Source organism: Chitinophaga filiformis (assembly GCF_900102545.1).
Classification (GTDB): Bacteria; Bacteroidota; Bacteroidia; order Chitinophagales; family Chitinophagaceae; genus Chitinophaga; species Chitinophaga filiformis.
Genome location: NZ_FNBN01000005.1, coordinates 489725 through 508730 on the forward strand (window position 1 = coordinate 489725; position 19006 = coordinate 508730).

A 19006-nucleotide genomic window follows, 5' to 3' on the forward strand; every position below is an offset into this window, starting at 1 on the left:
CCCAATAATGGACGCTATTTTTTCTTTTCTACAGCAACACCTGGAAGCGGTATACATCGTTATTCTCTCTGTCTTTCTGGGAGTGGAGGTTATATCGCGGGTGCCATCCGTACTACATACGCCGCTAATGAGTGGCGCCAATGCCATTCATGGTGTTGTGATCATCGGCGCCATTATCGTGATGGGAGAAGCCGAAGCTGATAATTACCTGGCACTGGTATTAGGTTTCCTTGCCGTTATACTGGGTACCATCAATGTAGTGGGTGGTTTTGTGGTGACAGACAGGATGCTTGAAATGTTCAAGTCAAAAAAGACCAAATAATTGTATCTAATCATTACACTATGTTATCGCTGATCTATCTGATAGGCTCTGTTACATTTATCATAGGGTTAAAGATGTTAAGTAATCCCGCTACTGCGCGGAGAGGTAATGCTATTGCCGCGGGAGGCATGACACTGGCCATACTGGGTACTATTTTTCTCTACAGGCATCATGGGCAGGGATTACATAATTACGGGTGGATCATGGCTGGGCTGCTTATCGGAGGTGTTGTAGGGCTGGTATCGGCCAAGCGGGTGAAGATGACAGCAATGCCTGAAATGGTTAGTCTGTTCAACGGCATGGGAGGTGCATGTGCCGCACTGATCTCTGTTGTGGAATTTGAATATATGACAGCGGTGATCTTCACAGGAGCGCCGGTCAGGATGCAGCTGGTGATCATCCTGGCGGGTATGGTGATTGGCGCAGTGTCTTTTGCGGGTTCTGTCATTGCCTGGGGAAAACTAAACGGCAGTATCAAAGACATTTCGTTTAAAGGCCAGCATATTTTCAATCTGGTAATACTGGCTGTTATTTTGTTGCTCGCTATAGTTGTGACGGTTGCTCTGCCAGCAGCAACGGTTATACTTTTTGTAGTAATACTCTTACTGTCGCTTTTATACGGCGTATGTTTTGTATTGCCCATAGGCGGTGCGGATATGCCGGTAGTGATTTCGCTGTTAAACTCATTTACCGGGGTAGCAGCTGCCTGCGGCGGTTTCCTGTATAACAATCCGGTGATGCTGACGGGAGGGATACTGGTAGGTTCGGCAGGTACTATTCTGACGATCCTGATGTGTAAGGCGATGAACCGCTCTCTGAAGAATGTACTGATTGGTTCTTTCGGCGGACCAAAAGCCGCGGGGGCCAGCAGGGAACAGGGGGCGTATAAGGAGATCACTTTGTCGGATACCGCGGTTATAATGGCATATGCCCAGAAAGTGATGATCGTACCTGGATACGGTCTGGCAGTAGCACAGGCGCAGCATGCCTGTCATGAACTGGAAACCCTGCTGGAAGCAAGAGGCGTAGAAGTGAAATACGCCATTCACCCCGTAGCGGGACGTATGCCCGGACATATGAATGTGCTGCTGGCGGAAGCGGATGTGCCCTATGATAAACTGCTGGAAATGGAACAGGCTAACGGGCAGTTTAACACGACGGATGTAGTATTGGTGCTGGGAGCGAATGATGTGGTGAACCCCGCTGCCAAAACGGATCCTGCCAGTCCAATTTACGGAATGCCGATTCTGGATGTGGAAAACGCCAGGAGCGTGATTGTCAATAAACGAAGTATGAAACCTGGATATGCGGGTATTGAAAACGATTTGTTTTTTCAGCCTAAGACCTCTATGCTGTTTGGAGATGCAAAGCAGGTCTTGCAGCAGCTGGTGGCCGAAATTGTTAACTCCCTGTAGTAATGCAGCCTTCCGGCAGGGTTCTGCCGCTCTTATCGGATTGACAGCCACAGCATCATAGTATCGGTCATCCCCTTTTTTTCAGTATTTTGCCGCAAAAATAAGGGGTGGATTTCTTACCAAAAAAATTTACGGATACACTCACAGGACTGCCAGGCATGGATTTGGCAGCCTTTTTGCGTGTACATGAGGCAGGTGAAAAGGTGACTTCTCTCAGGATCAATCCAAACAAAATACAGGATGAAGGTGCAGTACAAAAGGTGCTTGCCTCACTGACAGAAGACGCTGTAAGCCGGGTGCCGTGGTCAAAGTATGGATATTATCTGCCCTCCAGGCCTTCATTTACCTTCAATCCTTTTTTTCATGGAGGCGCTTACTATGTACAGGAAGCTTCCTCTATGTTCCTGGAACATGTAATGCGTCATGTCTGCGATCTGAGTGCATCATTGAAAGTGCTGGACCTGTGTGCTGCGCCAGGCGGTAAATCCACCCTGCTGCAATCCCTTCTTAGTGCTGATAGTGTGCTGGTCTCCAATGAAGTGATCAAAAGCAGGGCCGCATTGCTGGCGGATAATATCAGCAAATGGGGTGCTGCCAATGTAATTGTGACGAACAATGATCCCAGGGATTTTGCAAAACTGCAGGGATATTTTGATGTGATGGTAGTGGATGCCCCCTGTTCCGGTTCCGGTCTTTTCCGTCGTGAACCGGAAGCAGTAGAGGAGTGGTCGCCCGAGAATGTGATACTCTGTAGCCAGCGACAGCAGCGCATACTGGCAGATGTATGGAATGCGTTAAAAGAGAACGGCATCATGATTTACGCCACCTGTTCCTATTCAAAGGAGGAAGATGAGGAGATCATGGAATGGATACAGCAGAACTTTTCAGTGGAGAATATTGCCATACCGGTTGATGATAGCTGGCATATTGTAAAGACAAAAGCAGGGCCGCAAGCGGCAGAAGGATATCGCTTTTATCCTGATAAAGTAAAAGGGGAGGGCTTTTTTATCACCTGTTTCCGCAAGACAGCTGGTGATATATACACTGCTAAAAGGCAACGTGATACGCTTTCTGCGGTCGCTAAAAAAGATGTAGGAAAGGTAGCGCAATGGGTGAAAAATATGGACAATCTTTTCCTGATGGATCATCAGGGAGAGGTATTAATATTTCCGGAAAATATGGCGCCTGTTGTTTCTTTATTACAACAGCACTTATATTTGCGGAAAGCTGGCATTAAAGCCGGTCAGCTGGCGGCAAAGGAACTGATACCTGATCATCAGCTGGCAATGAGCACTATGCTAAGTGAAACAATCCCGCAGATAGGGTTGACCCGAGAACAGGCCTTGCGTTATCTGAGAAAAGAAGATCCGGAAGTATCAACAGCCGTGAAGGGCTGGGCACTGATGATGTATGAAGGGATGGCCCTCGGATGGGCAAAAATATTACCGAACCGTATCAACAATTACTATCCTAAAGAACTCCGTATTCTAAAAGAAGTGTAGGCAAATAATTTTTAATTTAGTTACCCGAAAGGTATAAACAGCGTAGTAATGGTAAAAACGTTCATGACAATTGCAGGACTTGTATTATGTGTAGCCGGTGGAGTACAGGCACAGGACAGGCTGCAGGTACAAGGTACCTCTCCCGATCTGTATGTACTGCACACTGTAAAAAAAGGGGAAACCTTTTACAGCCTGGGCAGGTCCTACAGTTTGTCTCCAAAACAAATAGCAACTGAGAACAATATTTCTTTTGAACAAGGTTTGCAATTGGGACAACAGGTAAAGATCCCGCTGAATAACACCAACTTTTCACAGAAGTCAGACGCAAGTGGCACGCCTGTGTATCATAAGGTTGAAGAGAAAGAAACACTTTACCGTCTGAGTGTTAACAATAACAAAGTGCCGCTGGATAATATCCGCCACTGGAATAAGATGACCGGTGATGGTTTACAGAAAGATAGTTATGTGATAGTTGGATGGCTGAAAAGTGGTGGTGGTGCTCCTGCTCCATCTGCACCGGTAGCTAGTGCACCGGCAACTACACCTCCGGCAAATCATCCTGTTACTACACCACCTGCATCTACACCTGCACCATCTAATCCGGCGCCGTCCAACCCAGCGCCAACAACTCCGGTAGCAACACCTCCGGCAAGTACAACACCAGCGCCTCCGGTTACTAAACCGGATCAGCAGGCACCACCGGAACCAGTAAAAACTCCGGATAGCAATAATACCGGTAGCAAACCACCGGTAACATCCGCACCAGCCGGATCTTCCTTTGAGGTGTTATACAACCAGCAGACAGGCAACGGTAAGAATGTAACTTCTGAAAAAGGTCCGGGAGGATGGTTCAAGAGCAATGCAAGCCCGGGTAAGTATTATGCGCTGCACAATACTGCACCGAGAGGTACCATTATCAAAGTGACCAATCCGCTGAATGGCAGATCCATCTATGCAAAAGTGCTGGAAGCCATTCCACAGATAAAACAAAATGAAGGTCTGATCATCAAACTGAGTGATTCAGCATTAGAGGCATTAGGAACCAATGAAGCGAAGTTCTATTGCCAGCTGAATTATGAAGACTAAATAAAAAATCAGTAATTAAGTATCAGGGAAATATTCATTAACCTGATACTTAATTACTGATTAAGTACTATCCGGATACTTTTAATTGATCTTGTTTCCCCTTAAAAACGCCTCAATATCCATCCGTTTCTTCCCTTCCAGTTGAATCTCCAGTAAAGAAAGATAACCGTCTGCTGCTGCAATTTTCAGGTAGGTTTTATTATCACTGATCACCTGTCCGGGTGCTACACTGGGCGTAGCATGTTCCCTGGTAGCTTTGAATATTTTCAGTCCCTTGCCATTGAGTGTTGTCCAGGCAGTAGGATAGGGGCTAAGGCCACGTACCAGGTTGTAGATCTGTTCTACAGGCTGTTCCCATTTTATCTGGCAATCTTCCTTAAAGATCTTCGGCGCATGTTTGATGTCTTCTGCCTTGATATGCGCCTGTGGCGTTCCTTTGGCATTGCCGGAAGCAAGCGCCTGTACCGTCTTTAGTAACAAGCCAGCGCCGGTGGCCATCAGGTCGTCATGCAGTTCTCCGGCAGTTTCATCATCGCGGATATCTACTGACTGACTGAAAAGAATATCACCCGTATCGATTTCATGCTGTAGCTTGAACGTAGTTACACCTGATTGCTTTTCGCCGTTAATGATGGCCCAGTTGATAGGCGCAGCGCCCCTGTAATTAGGCAGTAAAGAGGCGTGGACATTGATAGTGCCTAAAGGAGGCATATCCCATACAACTTCCGGTAGCATACGGAAGGCTACTACTACCTGCAGGTCTGCTTTCAGTGCGCGCAGTTCTTCCAGGAATTCCGGATTCTTCAGCTTTTCCGGCTGCAATACACGGATACCTTTTGATACGGCATACTGTTTAACAGCGCTTTGTTGCAGTTGTAATCCTCTTCCCGCGGGTTTGTCAGGTGCTGTGATCACGCCTACTACATTATATCCGTTCTGTACCAGGATATCCAGTGATGCCACCGCAAAATCGGGGGTACCCATGAAAATGATCCTGATGTTCTTTTGATCCGTTAACTCACTCTGCATATAATAAATATTTCTTCCTGGTAGTTTTAAATTGACTCAAAGCAGGTTCCCAGCTTTTGCGTATTTCCGCCTCGCTGAGGCCTTTTTTTATTTGTTGCTGTAAAATAGTATTACCAGCCAGTTTATTGAAAAAAGGAATAAAGAATTTATCCTTTTCGGGGAATTGCTGATATGCCTGTATTAACCATTTCAGCTGTACCCTGCCATTCATTTCCTTCCTGACTGCATCTGGTGTACCTGTGAGATTATATCCATAACAGGTCACATCTTTCAGCGGAGGTTCCTTTGCTCCGGGAGTGCTGTGTGGAGTGAAGGAAAACAGGTTTTTCGCGTAGGAAGGATGTCCGAACACCTGGAATGGAAGATCCGTACCACGGCCCAGACTTAACGCTGTTCCTTCAAACAGGCAGGTAGCAGGATACAGATAGATTGCTGCCATATTGGGTAGGTTAGGTGAAGGCTTCACCGGTAGCTGATAGTAGGTATGATGATCATAATGCTGGCAGGTGATCACTGTCAGCTTACACTGTACTCCATTTTTCAGCCATTTTTCTCCGTTCAGCATTTTTGCATATTCTCCAACAGTCATACCATGTACAATAGGAATAGCCTGCATACCTACAAAGGAGCGCAATGTAGTGTCGAGTAGTACCGGGCCATCAACATAATGCCCATTGGGATTGGGACGGTCCAATATGATCAATGGTTTATGGTTTTCCGCAGCAGATTCCATCAATTCCTGCAAAGAGGAAATATAGGTATAAAAGCGTGCGCCTACATCCTGTATGTCGAAGATGAGAATGTCTACATCTTTCAGATCGTCTGCTGTTGCCTGGCGGTGTTTGCCATAAAGAGAGACAATAGGCAGCCCGGTGTGTTCATCTTTTGTATTGCCTACTTTCTCACCTGCATCTGCATTGCCTCTGAAGCCATGTTCAGGACTGAATATTTTCTGGATGTGCACATGTAGTTTCAGCAGTGAATCCACCAGGTGTGAATTGCCCAATGTAGCAGTCTGATTAACAAGCAATGCTACTCTTTTGTCTTTCAACAGCGGCAGGTATTCGCTGGTCCTTTCGGCGCCTGTTATAACCTGTGCACAAGCAGCAGTAGTGGCTGCCAGCCATAATAAGAGAGGAATTATGATCTTATACATGGCGTAAAAATAGCTTAAATAAAGGAAGATATATTAACGATTGGTAGTTTACAGGATTTATCCTAAATTGAATATCTATTCACTATTTTCTTACCTTGCAACAATTAAATCCTGTAACACTTATAATTAAATTCTTATGCAAGCAGTTAAAAACGGAGATACGGTGCGTGTGCATTATCATGGCCGCCTGACCAACGGAACTACATTTGATTCTTCCGAGGGCAGGGACCCACTGGAGTTCAAGGTTGGCGCCGGTATGGTTATTAAAGGCTTCGACAATGGTGTGGTGGACATGAAGGTTGGTGATAAAAGAACGCTAAATATTCCTGTAGAAGAAGCATACGGCCCAAAAAATGATGAGCTGATCATGGAATTTCCAAAAGAGAATATTCCAGCTGATCTGAATCCTCAGGTGGGGATGGATCTGCAGATGAGCAATCCTCAGGGACAGGTTTTCCCTGTAAAAGTGGCGGCTATAAGCAACGACTTCATCACCCTGGATGCAAACCATCCACTGGCAGGTGAAGCCTTGATATTTGACATCGAACTGGTAGAGATCAAATAACAGTAACCGAAATTCTTAATGTAAAACGCTGATTGCCGGAATGGTGATCAGCGTTTTGCATTTGAAGCCATGTTGTAATATTGCACTATTCATGAGGTAATACGATCCTTGTAGGTCTTTTCTGCTCATCAATGGCCACAAAGGTGAATGTGCCCGAGATAGCTTTTTCCCGGTGTGTATTATACATCTGCTCCACATAAATATCTACTTCTACCTTCAGACTGGTAGTGCCCACATGTACTACTGTTCCCACCAGCTCTATAATAGTGCCGTGCGGAATGGCCATCTTGAAATCTATCCTGTCGCTTGAAACTGTTACCATACGCATACGGCTGAAACGGGTAGCGGTGATAAAAGCTGCTTCATCCATCAGCTGCATCGCTGTGCCGCCAAAGAGCGTATCATAATGGTTCACTGTGTTAGGGAATACTGCTTTGAAGATCCGGGTAACGGAATCGGCTATCTGTTTTTCGTATGCCATATTGTTGATTTGCTGTTTTTATCTTTTAGACGCAGGATATGCAGTTGTAGCAGGCGTTGTTTAAATTGTGTCTGTCTGTAGGATATCTTCATGTCGTTCAAACATCCGGCGCAAAGGCACCCTGCATAAGCGCCGGCTATAAATGTGCGCTCTTCTTCTGTCAGCTTTACCTGCTGGCACTGGCAGCGGAGGATAGAACCAACACGGCACTCAAAAGCTGTATTACAGCGGGGACAGTTGATGGTTTCATGACAAGCCATACTGTAAAGTTACGAATCAGGGATCATGAAACAGGATTTGTTTCATAAATAGCTGGGCGCGTAACAGTTGTAATACGGAAAGTGCAGCAAAAGCAAATGCTTCTGCTACACTCCTGGTTTTGAATGGCGGATAAATGTTTATGTAGAGGGTATGGTTATACCGTTACATTAACAGCCTGGCGCATATTACGGGCGGCTGCTACCATGTTGCGCAATGCCTGTTCTGTCTCTGGCCATTTACGTGTTTTTAGCCCGCAGTCAGGATTTACCCAGATATTACGTGCGGGTAGCAGTTGTATGGCTTTTTCCAGCAGCGCTGTCATTTCAGCTACAGTGGGTACCCGTGGTGAATGTATATCATATACGCCGGGGCCGATCTCATACGGATATCTGAAAGTGGAGAATACTTCCAGGAGCTCCATCTGTGAGCGGGATGTTTCTATAGTGATCACATCTGCATCCATGGCGGCGATATTGCTGATGATATCATTGAACTCAGCATAACACATATGCGTGTGGATCTGTGTGGCATCTTCGACACCGGATACTGATACACGGAATGCCTTTACCGCCCAGTCCAGGTAAGACTGCCAGTCAGCCTCACGTAACGGCAGGCCTTCTCTGATCGCTGGTTCATCTACCTGGATCACACGGATACCAGCTTTTTCAAGATCAACCACTTCATCACGGATAGCCAGTGCTATCTGCAGGGTGGTATCAGCACGTGGCTGATCATCACGTACAAATGACCATTGCAGGATGGTAACCGGGCCTGTCAGCATGCCTTTCATCGGCTTGTTTGTCAATGATTGTGCATAGCTGCTCCATTCTACGGTCATAGGTGCACTACGCTGCACATCGCCATAAATTACGGGAGGTTTCACACACCTCGAACCATAGCTCTGTACCCAGCCATTCTTCGTGAATACAAACCCTTCCAGTTGTTCTCCAAAGTATTCAACCATGTCGTTGCGCTCAAATTCTCCGTGTACCAACACATCAATGCGCAGGTGTTCCTGCAGTTGTATTGAATCCTGTATAGCCGCACGGATAGCGGTTTCGTATTCTTCCCTGTTAATAGCTCCTTTTTTGAAATCGGCACGCAGTTTCCTGATATCTTCCGTCTGAGGAAAAGAGCCGATGGTAGTGGTAGGGAACAGCGGTAGTTGTAACACTTTCTCCTGGGCTTTCTGCCTGATGGGGAATGCGCTCTTACGCTCAGCATCTGCTGCGGTCAAAGCAGCCAGCCTTGCTTTCACTGCCGGTTTATGAATGATGGCAGCAGTGCTTTTTTCCTGCATGGTGACCTGGTTGGCTTTTAATAAAGCATCATTGCCAACAATGATATCCTTTAATGCGATCACTTCATATACTTTCTGTTTAGCAAAGGCCATCCAGTTTTTGATCTGTGGAGTAAGTACTGTTTCGTCAGTCTCCAGGTCAAGATCATAAGGCGTATGCAGTAATGAGCAGGAAGTGCCTATCAGTACCCGTTCTTCTCCCAGTGCAGCGATGGCTTTACGTACCAGGTGCAGCGACTGTTCATAATTGTTCTTCCAGATGTTACGGCCATTCACTACGCCCACAGAAAGTTGCAGGGCGTCAGGCAGAGATGTCAGTATGGTGTCCAGTTGTTCCGGTGCCCGTACCAGGTCAATATGTAATGCATCTACAGGGAGTTGTACTGCCAGTGATGCATTATCCTGCAGGCCACCAAAATAGGTGGTCAGGAGTAGCTTCAATGCAGGAACGGCTTCTCTGATCTGCGTGTATGCATGATGAAATAACTCTTGTTGTGCAGGTGTCAGATCAAGCACCAGTGTTGGTTCATCCAGTTGTACCCAGGTGGCGCCTGCCTGTTGTAATGATTGCAGCAATGTTATATAAACAGGCAGCAACTGGTTTAACAGGTCTGCTTCCCGTAGTTCTTCATCTTTGATCTTACCCAGCAGCAGGAAGCTGACAGGTCCTATCAGCACAGGTTTGGTATGTATACCCAATGAGAGGGCTTCTTTAAATTCCTCCAGGCATTTGTTGTACAACAGCCCGTATTTCTGAGAAGGATCGAACTCCGGTACCAGATAATGGTAATTGGTGTCAAACCATTTGGTCATTTCCATAGCAGTAGCATCAAATCCATTCTTCTGGTAACCACGGGCCATAGCGAAATATAACTCAGGACTGCTGGGTGTTACGAGGCTTTCCATTAAAGCCCTGAAGCGGGCCGGAACAGTACCCGTCATAATACACATATCCAGTATCTGATCGTAATAAGAAAAATCATTGGAAGGAATCAGGTCTATGCCTGCCTTGTGGAGGGTTTCCCAGTTCTGGTGACGTAGTTGCCTGGCAGTGAGCTGTAACTTTTCTAAGGAGATCTTTCCCGCCCAGTAGGCTTCGTTTGCCTTCTTCAATTCCCGGTTGCTACCAATACGTGGGTAGCCAAGAATGTTGGTTTGCATACTTACTAATTTTAATGATAATGACCCGGTGTCTTTTCTGTGCAAACTTATAATTACGGAACAAAATATTGTGAATATATTTTTATTTGGTGTTTTATTCTTTTTAATGAGTTTTTGAAGATAAATATGCTGTTTTTGTGGAAAAGTGACATAGAAACAAGTGTTTTTTTCTGTTGAACATGCAAATCATACGATGTCTATTCCCCGGAATCTGAAATTCCTTACGTTTGCACTATGTTCAACAATTATAAATACACGGTAACAGAGCGCTTTATGCGCTACGTACAGATCGATACACAATCAGATCCGCTGAGTAAGAGCTTCCCTTCCACAGAGAAGCAAAAGGACCTCGGCAAACTGTTAGTAGAAGAATTACAGGCCATGGGTATCAAAGATGCTGTGATGGACGAGCATGGATATGTCTTTGCTACTATTCCCGGCAACACTGACAAGTCTGTGCCAGTGATCTGCTTCTGCTCACACATGGATACTTCCAGTGATTGTAGTGGTAAGAACGTGAAGCCCATCATCCATCAACAATATGATGGGGGAGATATTACCCTGCCTGAAGAAGGAACAGTGATTAAGGCTGCTGAACACCCATATCTGCAATCAAAAAAAGGAGACGACATCATTACCGCCAGTGGTTCCACCCTGTTGGGCGCTGACGATAAGGCCGGCGTTGCAGAGATCATGGATGCCGCACACTTCCTGCTGACGCATCCTGAGATCAAACATGGCGATATCCGTATCCTTTTCACACCGGATGAAGAAGTGGGTCGTGGTGTTGAAAAACTGGACATGAAAAGATTAGGAGCGCAGTTTGGTTATACGATGGATGGAGGAGAGCGCGGTTCGTTGGAAGAGGAAAGTTTTTCTGCCGATGCGGCGAAGATTGTTATACAGGGTGTAAGCGTACATCCGGGTACTGCAAAGGATAAACTTGTAAGCGCTATCAAAATAGCCAGCGAGATTGTAGACGCCCTTCCGAAGGATGGCTTATCTCCTGAGACAACAGAAGACCGCCAGGGCTTTATCCATCCTGTAAGGATGCAGGGAATTGTGGAACATGCAGAGATAGACTTCATCCTGCGGGACTTTATTACCGCAAAGCTGGACGATCATGCTGCTTTTCTCCGGAATATTATGAATATGGTGATGGCCCGTCATCCACAGGCCAGTGCAACGCTGACCATTACACAACAATACCGGAATATGAAGGAAGTGCTGGACCTGCATCCACAGGTGACAGCCAACGCTGAAGAAGCCATCCGCCGTGCAGGGGTAGAACCTTTAAGATTGATTATCAGGGGAGGAACTGATGGCTCCAGGCTCTCTTTTATGGGATTACCCTGTCCTAATATCTTCACCGGAGAAATGGCCTTACACAGCAAATATGAGTATGTAAGTATCCAGGACATGCAAAAAGCCGTGCAGACTATTGTACATCTGGCACAGGTTTGGGAAGAACGTAGCTGATTTAGTTGGTTGATTGGCAATAATTTGCCAGAACATACGTTAAATGTTTACCATATTATTGGTATCTTCCGGCCTTGTTGCATCTGAATTTAATACTTTTGCAAGGTTAAAATTTTTTTCATGCTCTTAGGACTCGTTACATTACTACAGGATTCTCTATTACAGCCAAAGGCAGATACGGTTGCCAGTGCGGCTGCAAATGCTGCAGCTGCTGATCAGCAGATCAAATTACTCGACCTGCTGATGAAAGGGGGAGTATTGATGATCCCATTGGGAATACTTTCCGTTATCGCTGTTTTTGCTTTCGTGGAAAGATATCTTACTATCTCAAAGGCAGGCAAGCTGGAAGATAACTTTATGCCGATGATCAGAGATCATATCTCCAACGGCAATATCTCCGCTGCCCGTTCTTTGTCAAAGAACACCAACAGTCCTATCGCACGTATGATCGATAAGGGGGTACAACGTATCGGAAAACCGATCGAGAGTATCGAAAAATCTATGGAGAACGTAGGTAAACTGGAAATTTACAAGATGGAAAAGAACTTAGTAATCCTGTCTATTATTGCAGGTATTGCACCTATGTTTGGATTCCTTGGTACGATTGCCGGTATGATCCAGACCTTCTTCAACATCTCCATCACATCTGATATCACATTGGGAACTATCGCCGGTGGTATCTATGTAAAGATGATCACTTCTGCTACAGGTCTGATCATCGGGTTGGTGGCCTACATCGGTTACAGCTTCCTGAATGCACAGATTGACAAGGTTATTAATAAAATGGAAGGCGCTTCAGCAGAGTTCATTGATATTTTGCAAGAACCAACGAGATAATTCATTGATAATTCGTAATTGTAAAATATGAACCTACGCAATAGAAGAAACAAACGGCATGTAGAGTTGCACAATGGGGCATTGAATGATATCCTGTTCATTCTCCTGCTGTTCTTCCTGATCGTATCCACACTGGCTAATCCTAACGTGATCAAGCTGACACTGCCTAAAGCTAAAAGCAATACCAAAGCCAAGCAGACAGTGGTGATCAGTATCAATGATAAGAGGGAATTCTATGTAGGTACCAACAAAGTACCTTTTGAAAGCCTGAAACAGATGTTGATACCTGCTATCGGACGTGAAACCGTAGATCCCACCATTGTGATCAATGCAGAGAAAACAGTGCCTGTGGAAGATGTGGTGAAGGTAATGGAAGTGGCCCGTGAAATAGGCGCTAAAGTGGTGCTGGCTACAGCTAATCCACAGAGTAAAGGATAATATATCTTAAATACATAGATCGCGGTTCCATATAACAGCTGAAATGTTATAGGGAACCGCGAATCTTTTTATAGCAGGGCTTTCACCATCCTATCCTTTCCAAACAGGTCTTTTTGCACTTCTACATAAATATATCCCTGCCTCCGTAATAAGGCCGCTGTCTCTTCTCCAAACGCTTCATTGATCTCAAAGTACAAAGTCCCGCCGGGATACAGTTTCTCTTTCGCCAGTAACCCTATCTGCCGGTAAAACAGCAAGGCATCATCATCCGGAACAAACAACGCAATAGATGGCTCATAAGCCACTACCTGTTCCTGCATATCTGTACGCTCCCGCTGGCAGATATACGGAGGATTGCTGACAATAATATCAAATGTAGGTAATGATTTTGTAGCAGTTGTATCAAGAATATCCATCTGCTCAAAATGAACATCCAGTTTTTGTTGCCGCGCATTGGTACGGGCGGTTTCCAGGGCGCCTGCACTGACATCGACAGCCCAGACGGTCGCGGCTGGCAGTTCTTTCTTAATAGCAAGAGGAATGGCACCACTGCCGGTGCCTATATCAAGTATCTTTCGGTTAAGTACCCTGTCGTTACGCACATCCTGCACGATCCATTCCACCAGTTCTTCCGTTTCAGGGCGAGGGATAAGCACATTGGCATTTACCTGCAACTCCATACCATAAAACCAGCTGCTGCCGGTAACATATTGCACCGGCTGATGTGCCAGTAATGCAGCAAGGGACTTTTCCAATAGCGCAGATTGTTCAGCTGTCAACTCCCTGTCCTTATAAACGATCCTGTCCATTTTTGACAGGCCTGTTATATGCTCCATCACGATATGAGCGATATTAGCGGCTTCCCGCTGGTCATGAATAGGAGCCAGGGACGTGATGAGCTGTGTAAAGGCGGCCTGTATTGTCATATGGAGTGTATAAAAATGTATGGTACAGGGAAAATCCCTGCTGAAACGATATTTTTGCACACAAAAGTATAATATCAGACGCTATCATGGACAGCTCCTTTGATGAATTTTATATGCAACGGTGCCTGCAACTGGCGAAGCTGGGGGCAGGGAATGTAGCGCCTAATCCTATGGTAGGTGCAGTACTGGTGCATGAGGGCCGTATTATCGGGGAAGGCTATCATCAGCAATATGGCCACGCACATGCAGAGGTAAACTGTGTGAGATCCGTAAAGCCGGAAGATCAGCCACTGATCCCTGCTTCAACCATGTACGTAAGCCTGGAGCCCTGTGCACACTATGGTAAAACCCCTCCCTGTGCAGAACTGATCGTCGCTCAGAAAATAGGAGAGGTGGTAATTGGCTGTGTAGATACGTTCTCCCAGGTATCAGGACGCGGTATTGCTATATTAAAAGAGGCAGGTGTTAACGTGAGGACACATGTGCTGGAGGCTGCCTGTCGACAACTGAATGAGCGATTTTTTACTTTTCATGAGCAGCAACGTCCTTATATTATACTGAAATGGGCACAGAGTGCGGCGGGTTATATGGCCGCTGCGGATGGATCTCCGGTGCGTATTTCAAACCCGCTGACTGACAGGCTGGTACATCGCTGGCGCAGTGAAGAAACGGGAATACTGGTTGGTACCAATACTGCTGTGGCAGACAATCCCCGCCTGAACAACCGCTACTGGACAGGTAAAGACCCTGTCAGAATAGTAATAGACCGTACGCTGAAAACGCCACGTCATTACCATTTGTGGAACGGCGCTGCCCCCACACTGTTTATCACAGGGGAAGCAGCAGGAAAGGAAGGGGAAACAGAAATGGTCACGGCCGACTTTGGGCAACCACTGCTTCCGCAGTTAATGCAGCTTTTGCATGAAAGGCGCATATTAAGTGTATTGGTGGAAGGCGGCCCTTATGTGTTGAATGAATTTATAAAAGCAGGTCTTTGGGATGAAGCCCGTGTTATCATAGGAAGTCATTCATTGCCGGATGGTGTGCAATCGCCGGTACTGTCACACAGCTTGCTGACTGACGAGACTTTGCTGGATGGCGACAGGATATTGTATTACCGCAACAGAAAGGAGGGAACGGTATAATGAACTTGCTGAGGCGCCCGGTTTGTATGTTGATATTGTTCTGTTGCTGTATGCTGGGGGCATATGGCCAGACTGACAAGTGGGTGGGTACCTGGACAATGGAGTATAAACCATGGCCTACCACAAGCGGTATCAGACTACAGTTGCAGATAGGTAAACCAGAAAGGGATATGCTCTATCCTGCGCAACTGAAAGTGAATTATTCTCCCTTCTCAGGCACTTACGAAGTATTATTAGCCAAAAAGAATGATAACCAGCTGGGTATTGGCAGGGGAAAATATCCAGTGGAGGAAACACCTTTTCACCTTGGGGCCTGGATGCTTTACCTGAACGGTACTTTGAACTACCAGGCAAAGGGATCGCCGGAGCTGAGCTTGCAACGCATGTGGATCAACTCGCATGAGTTATACATGCAGGGATTATATGCAGACGATGAAATATATGCATATATGAAAGACCTGCTGCGGGATTTACTCTCACGCAAAGACATCGTTCTGAAGAAACAGAACAATACCCCCTGGCAACATAAGGACATTCACCGGATGTTGCATCCTGAGCAGGATTCTGTTTACTTCGGTATTTATGATAAAGTGGATGTTTATGATTCTATCGTGCCGTTGTCGATCAGAGATGAGGATGCTATTGACAGGGATACAGTGACCCTTTTGTTGAATGGTAAACAGTTGCTGGACAAGTCATTTATCAGCGAAACAGGGCGGGTTTTACAATTGCCGCTGGATACGGGTATCAATATCGTAGCACTGTTTGCCGACAACTATGGCCGTCTGCCGCCTAATACCGGTACTTTTAAAATAAAGACGACTACGGGTTCCTACCTGTTTGACTTTACAGACAAACCAAATTTGTATGCTACTTTCCTGGTGGCACAACTGAACCGCGTGCTACGCAAACCCGTTAAGGATACAGTGAAAGCAGTGGCACTGAATACATCAGGAGAGCGGAACAATATACCGGTAACCGGTAGTACTGCGAAGGATAGTACAGGAAGGATAGAAATGACAGTATCCGGAACAGGAAATACCAGCAGCCAACAGATATTGACAGCTGGTAAAACTGATATTAAGCAAATCCAGGGCCGGGATGCTGTTCATCCTGCGAAGGACAGTATCAGGTCTTCTTTGCTTAAACCTGTTAATGATAAGCGTATCGCAGAACGCCATACAAGTCTGCTGGAAAAGATCAATGTACAACAGGCAGAAGTAATGCTGGAATTGTGGGATGATGCGGCAGAAGATGGGGATAGTATCTCCATACGGATGAACGGACTGGAAGTAGTGACCGGATTTCCGGTAAAGCGACAACGGCAGCAGCTGAAAGTAACACTGCAGGAGGGAGAGAACAGGCTGATCATGTTGGCTGATAATCTTGGCAGTATTCCTCCAAATACCGCCGTAATGAGAATAGTAGCAGGAGCATTAAGGAAATACGTGACAATAAAAACAGATCTGCAGCAGAACAATATGCTGCTGATCATTTATGAGCCGGAGGCTGATGCTACCGGTAAACAATAACAGCATGGAAGTTTATTTTACTATAGAAAAAACAGCAACCGCAGAATTCAAAGACAGGGGCAGCAAGTTCCTTGCTTATGCCTGGCCCGTAAAAACAGTAGACCAGGTAAAAGATTGTCTGCAGGAAGTGAAGAAGGAACACCCCAAAGCTACCCATCATTGTTTTGCTTACCGTCTCGGTACTGACGGATTGCAGTTCAGAGCAAATGATGATGGTGAGCCATCCGGTACTGCGGGTAAACCCATTCTTGGACAAATAGACAGTAAACAGCTGACCGATGTGCTGGTAATAGTGGTACGTTATTTCGGAGGCACTTTGCTGGGTGCACCGGGGCTTATCAACGCCTATAAAATGTCCACCGCTATGGTATTACAGCTGATTCCTGTGGTACAGAAAAATGTAGAGGCGAAATACCGTCTGAGCTTTGATTACACTATCATGAATGAGATCATGACTGTGCTGAAACAGCAGAATTGCACCATATACATGCAGGAGTTGCAGCTGTTTTGTGAAATGGAAATCGGTATTCCAAAGGCGGTACAGGAGCTAACACTGTTAAAGCTGAATGATGTCCGGGGCCTGGAGATAAAAAAGATATAATCAGGGATGTCTGTCGCTTCTTAAAGTACTTCAGGCAATTGGTAATACAGCGTCTACTGTAGTACCAATTGCCTGTAATGTTATTATACGAGCCTAGATATTAACTTCTCTCGCAAATCTTTCACTGACTACCAGGTCTTTACTTCCCTTCTCATACCTGTAAAATCCTTCGCCACTTTTTACACCCAGGTAACCTGCAGTGACCATATTCACCAGTAGGGGACAAGGCGCATATTTAGGATTGCCAAAGCCATCATGTAATACACGCATGATAGAAAGACATACATCCAGACCGATGAAGTCTGCCAGCTGTAAGGGGCCCATAGGGTGCGCCATTCCAAGCTTCATGACGGTATCAATTTCTGCTACACCTGCCACACCTTCGTATAGTGAATAAATGGCTTCATTGATCATTGGCATCAGGATGCGGTTGGCAATAAAACCGGGATAATCATTCACCACGCAGGGTACTTTACCAAGCTGCTCCGATAGCGTCACGATAGCGGCAGTAACAGTCTGCTCAGTAGCATAGCCGTTAATGATCTCGACCAGTTTCATCACCGGTACAGGATTCATAAAATGCATACCGATTACCTTACCTGCCTTTTGTGTAACGGCAGCGATCCGGGTAATGGAAATAGAGGAGGTGTTGGTTGCCAGTATAGTGTCGGGAGAAGTATGAAGATCCAGTTCTTTGAATATCTTCAGCTTCAGATCCACATTTTCAGTGGCCGCTTCCACCACCAGCTCCGCGGTTTTTACACCAGTAGCTAAGTCTGTGAACGTGGTAATGTTCTGTAAGGTCTGACTTTTAACGTCTTCAGTAATTGACGCCTTTGCCAGTTGCCTGTCGAGGTTCTTTTCGATGGTCTGCAGGGCACGTTCCAGCGCCGGAGCAGAAACATCAATGAGGTTGACTTTAAAACCGTTCTGTGCAAATACATGCGCAATACCATTTCCCATGGTGCCTGCGCCGATGACAGCAATTTGTTGCATGGTGTATTGATTTTTAAGAGATGGAGCTAAGCCAGATTAATAACCATAACTGTAGTTATTGTTATTCTTACTCTTAAAGTCGCCTCGTTTCCAGGCCTGAATGAACTGGGCCCAGGCAAGGGGATTAAGAATATTCTGTGGAGCCTGCTGACCAGCATAATAAAGCGATTGCGCCTGTTTGTTCATGTACATGTTGGTCGCTTCGCGGGCATCCGGAGGTATATAACGTGAAAGTGCGCGCATACGGGCCTCTTCCGTATTCTTGCGTGCCAGTTCGTACTCATCATCGGGAATGTCCGAGCTGACGAATGCTTTTTCAAATTCTTCCCTTGTAGGGTAAGGTTTAATGATAGTAACCGGCAGATAAGTTGTATCATCCACCAGCAGTTGTATCATGGAGTAATTATTTCCAGGCAGATTCAGGGGAATCTTATAATCTTTTCGCTTGAAACCTACGGCACTGAAAGTAAGGGTATCCCCTTTAAAAGCAACGATTGAGAATACGCCCTGGCTGTTGGAAATAGTACCACGGTGTTGACCTCTTACCAGGATACTTACTGCCGGCACAGCTCTCAGACTGTCTGCCGTCATGGTAATACCGGAAATCTGGATGATACTGTCTTTGAACTGCGAGAGTTGGGCTTTCAGCAGGAAAGGAAAAAACAGGAAAAATAGCAGTATGTAGGTACTCTTTTTATTCATGCCGCCTCTAAGATAAATTATTTGTTTTAAATCCGTGGCCATAGGATTGTGTTCCAGTCATTATAGATGATG

At 45.8% G+C, this 19006-nt stretch carries 19 protein-coding genes; 11 read left to right on the top strand and 8 right to left on the bottom strand.

What is annotated here, in order from left to right:
- Window positions 1-7 precede the first annotated feature (7 nt).
- The 4 genes from BLR32_RS22180 to BLR32_RS22195 all read left to right on the top strand — a co-directional run bounded on the left by BLR32_RS22180 (window position 8) and on the right by BLR32_RS22195 (window position 4325).
- Window positions 8-322: an NAD(P) transhydrogenase subunit alpha part 2 gene (locus tag BLR32_RS22180; protein ID WP_089835038.1), complete on the top strand. Its 315-nt coding sequence runs from the start codon at window positions 8-10 to the stop codon at window positions 320-322.
- Between the two features lie 20 nt (window positions 323-342).
- Window positions 343-1737 carry an NAD(P)(+) transhydrogenase (Re/Si-specific) subunit beta gene (locus BLR32_RS22185; RefSeq protein WP_089835039.1) on the top strand — a complete coding sequence of 465 codons (1395 nt, stop codon included), beginning with the start codon at window positions 343-345 and terminating at the stop codon, window positions 1735-1737.
- A gap of 107 nt (window positions 1738-1844) precedes the next feature.
- On the top strand, window positions 1845-3239 hold the full coding sequence (locus BLR32_RS22190) for a methyltransferase RsmF C-terminal domain-like protein (RefSeq protein WP_089835040.1): 1395 nt from the start codon (window positions 1845-1847) through the stop codon (window positions 3237-3239).
- Between the two features lie 48 nt (window positions 3240-3287).
- The gene (locus BLR32_RS22195; protein WP_089835041.1) at window positions 3288-4325 is read left to right on the top strand and encodes a LysM peptidoglycan-binding domain-containing protein; all 1038 of its coding nucleotides are present in this window, start codon (window positions 3288-3290) and stop codon (window positions 4323-4325) included.
- 81 nt (window positions 4326-4406) lie between these two features.
- Here the strand turns inward: BLR32_RS22195 and fmt are convergent, their stop codons facing one another.
- A complete protein-coding gene (gene fmt / locus BLR32_RS22200; protein WP_089835042.1) occupies window positions 4407-5354 on the bottom strand; it encodes a methionyl-tRNA formyltransferase in 948 nt (315 codons plus the stop codon).
- A complete protein-coding gene (locus tag BLR32_RS22205; RefSeq protein WP_089835043.1) occupies window positions 5344-6510 on the bottom strand; it encodes an exo-beta-N-acetylmuramidase NamZ family protein in 1167 nt (388 codons plus the stop codon). The genes fmt and BLR32_RS22205 overlap by 11 nt, the downstream gene beginning before the upstream one ends.
- A gap of 136 nt (window positions 6511-6646) precedes the next feature.
- Here BLR32_RS22205 and BLR32_RS22210 point away from each other — a divergent pair, with 136 nt between their 5' ends.
- The gene (locus BLR32_RS22210) at window positions 6647-7075 is read left to right on the top strand and encodes an FKBP-type peptidyl-prolyl cis-trans isomerase (RefSeq protein ID WP_089835044.1); all 429 of its coding nucleotides are present in this window, start codon (window positions 6647-6649) and stop codon (window positions 7073-7075) included.
- 85 nt (window positions 7076-7160) lie between these two features.
- On the opposite strand, the gene BLR32_RS22215 is transcribed toward BLR32_RS22210, so the two are convergent.
- The 3 genes from BLR32_RS22215 to metE all read right to left on the bottom strand — a co-directional run bounded on the left by BLR32_RS22215 (window position 7161) and on the right by metE (window position 10278).
- On the bottom strand, window positions 7161-7556 hold the full coding sequence (locus BLR32_RS22215) for an acyl-CoA thioesterase (protein ID WP_089835045.1): 396 nt from the start codon (window positions 7554-7556) through the stop codon (window positions 7161-7163).
- Entirely contained in the window at window positions 7535-7816 is a 282-nt protein-coding gene (locus BLR32_RS22220) for a cysteine-rich CWC family protein (protein ID WP_089835046.1), read from the bottom strand. The genes BLR32_RS22215 and BLR32_RS22220 overlap by 22 nt, the downstream gene beginning before the upstream one ends.
- Before the next feature lie 155 nt (window positions 7817-7971).
- Window positions 7972-10278 carry a 5-methyltetrahydropteroyltriglutamate--homocysteine S-methyltransferase gene (gene metE, locus BLR32_RS22225; RefSeq protein ID WP_089835047.1) on the bottom strand — a complete coding sequence of 769 codons (2307 nt, stop codon included), beginning with the start codon at window positions 10276-10278 and terminating at the stop codon, window positions 7972-7974.
- Between the two features lie 234 nt (window positions 10279-10512).
- Here metE and pepT point away from each other — a divergent pair, with 234 nt between their 5' ends.
- The 3 genes from pepT to BLR32_RS22240 all read left to right on the top strand — a co-directional run bounded on the left by pepT (window position 10513) and on the right by BLR32_RS22240 (window position 13032).
- On the top strand, window positions 10513-11757 hold the full coding sequence (gene pepT / locus BLR32_RS22230; protein WP_089835048.1) for a peptidase T: 1245 nt from the start codon (window positions 10513-10515) through the stop codon (window positions 11755-11757).
- Window positions 11758-11877: 120 nt separating this feature from the next.
- Window positions 11878-12594 carry a MotA/TolQ/ExbB proton channel family protein gene (locus BLR32_RS22235; RefSeq protein ID WP_089835049.1) on the top strand — a complete coding sequence of 239 codons (717 nt, stop codon included), beginning with the start codon at window positions 11878-11880 and terminating at the stop codon, window positions 12592-12594.
- A 27-nt stretch (window positions 12595-12621) separates the two neighbouring features.
- Window positions 12622-13032 (top strand): ExbD/TolR family protein, encoded by a 411-nt coding sequence (locus BLR32_RS22240; RefSeq protein ID WP_089835050.1) that lies wholly within the window; start codon window positions 12622-12624, stop codon window positions 13030-13032.
- A 68-nt stretch (window positions 13033-13100) separates the two neighbouring features.
- Here BLR32_RS22240 and prmC read toward each other — a convergent pair whose 3' ends face one another.
- Complete coding sequence (gene prmC / locus BLR32_RS22245) at window positions 13101-13958, bottom strand: peptide chain release factor N(5)-glutamine methyltransferase (RefSeq protein WP_089835051.1); 858 nt, start codon at window positions 13956-13958, stop codon at window positions 13101-13103.
- An 86-nt stretch (window positions 13959-14044) separates the two neighbouring features.
- Here prmC and ribD point away from each other — a divergent pair, with 86 nt between their 5' ends.
- From ribD to BLR32_RS22260, 3 genes are read left to right on the top strand one after another with little or no spacing between them, the layout of a single operon-like run.
- Entirely contained in the window at window positions 14045-15103 is a 1059-nt protein-coding gene (ribD, locus tag BLR32_RS22250) for a bifunctional diaminohydroxyphosphoribosylaminopyrimidine deaminase/5-amino-6-(5-phosphoribosylamino)uracil reductase RibD (protein ID WP_089835052.1), read from the top strand.
- Window positions 15103-16635 (top strand): hypothetical protein, encoded by a 1533-nt coding sequence (locus BLR32_RS22255; RefSeq protein ID WP_176842385.1) that lies wholly within the window; start codon window positions 15103-15105, stop codon window positions 16633-16635. Before ribD ends, BLR32_RS22255 begins: the two co-directional genes overlap by 1 nt.
- Window positions 16636-16639: 4 nt before the next feature.
- Window positions 16640-17236 (top strand): IMPACT family protein, encoded by a 597-nt coding sequence (locus BLR32_RS22260; RefSeq protein WP_089835088.1) that lies wholly within the window; start codon window positions 16640-16642, stop codon window positions 17234-17236.
- 93 nt (window positions 17237-17329) lie between these two features.
- On the opposite strand, the gene BLR32_RS22265 is transcribed toward BLR32_RS22260, so the two are convergent.
- Window positions 17330-18232 carry a 3-hydroxybutyryl-CoA dehydrogenase gene (locus BLR32_RS22265; RefSeq protein WP_089835054.1) on the bottom strand — a complete coding sequence of 301 codons (903 nt, stop codon included), beginning with the start codon at window positions 18230-18232 and terminating at the stop codon, window positions 17330-17332.
- Between the two features lie 36 nt (window positions 18233-18268).
- Window positions 18269-18934, bottom strand: a complete 666-nt coding sequence (locus BLR32_RS22270) for a carboxypeptidase-like regulatory domain-containing protein (RefSeq protein ID WP_245705499.1) — start codon at window positions 18932-18934, stop codon at window positions 18269-18271.
- Between the last annotated feature and the right edge of the window lie 72 nt (window positions 18935-19006).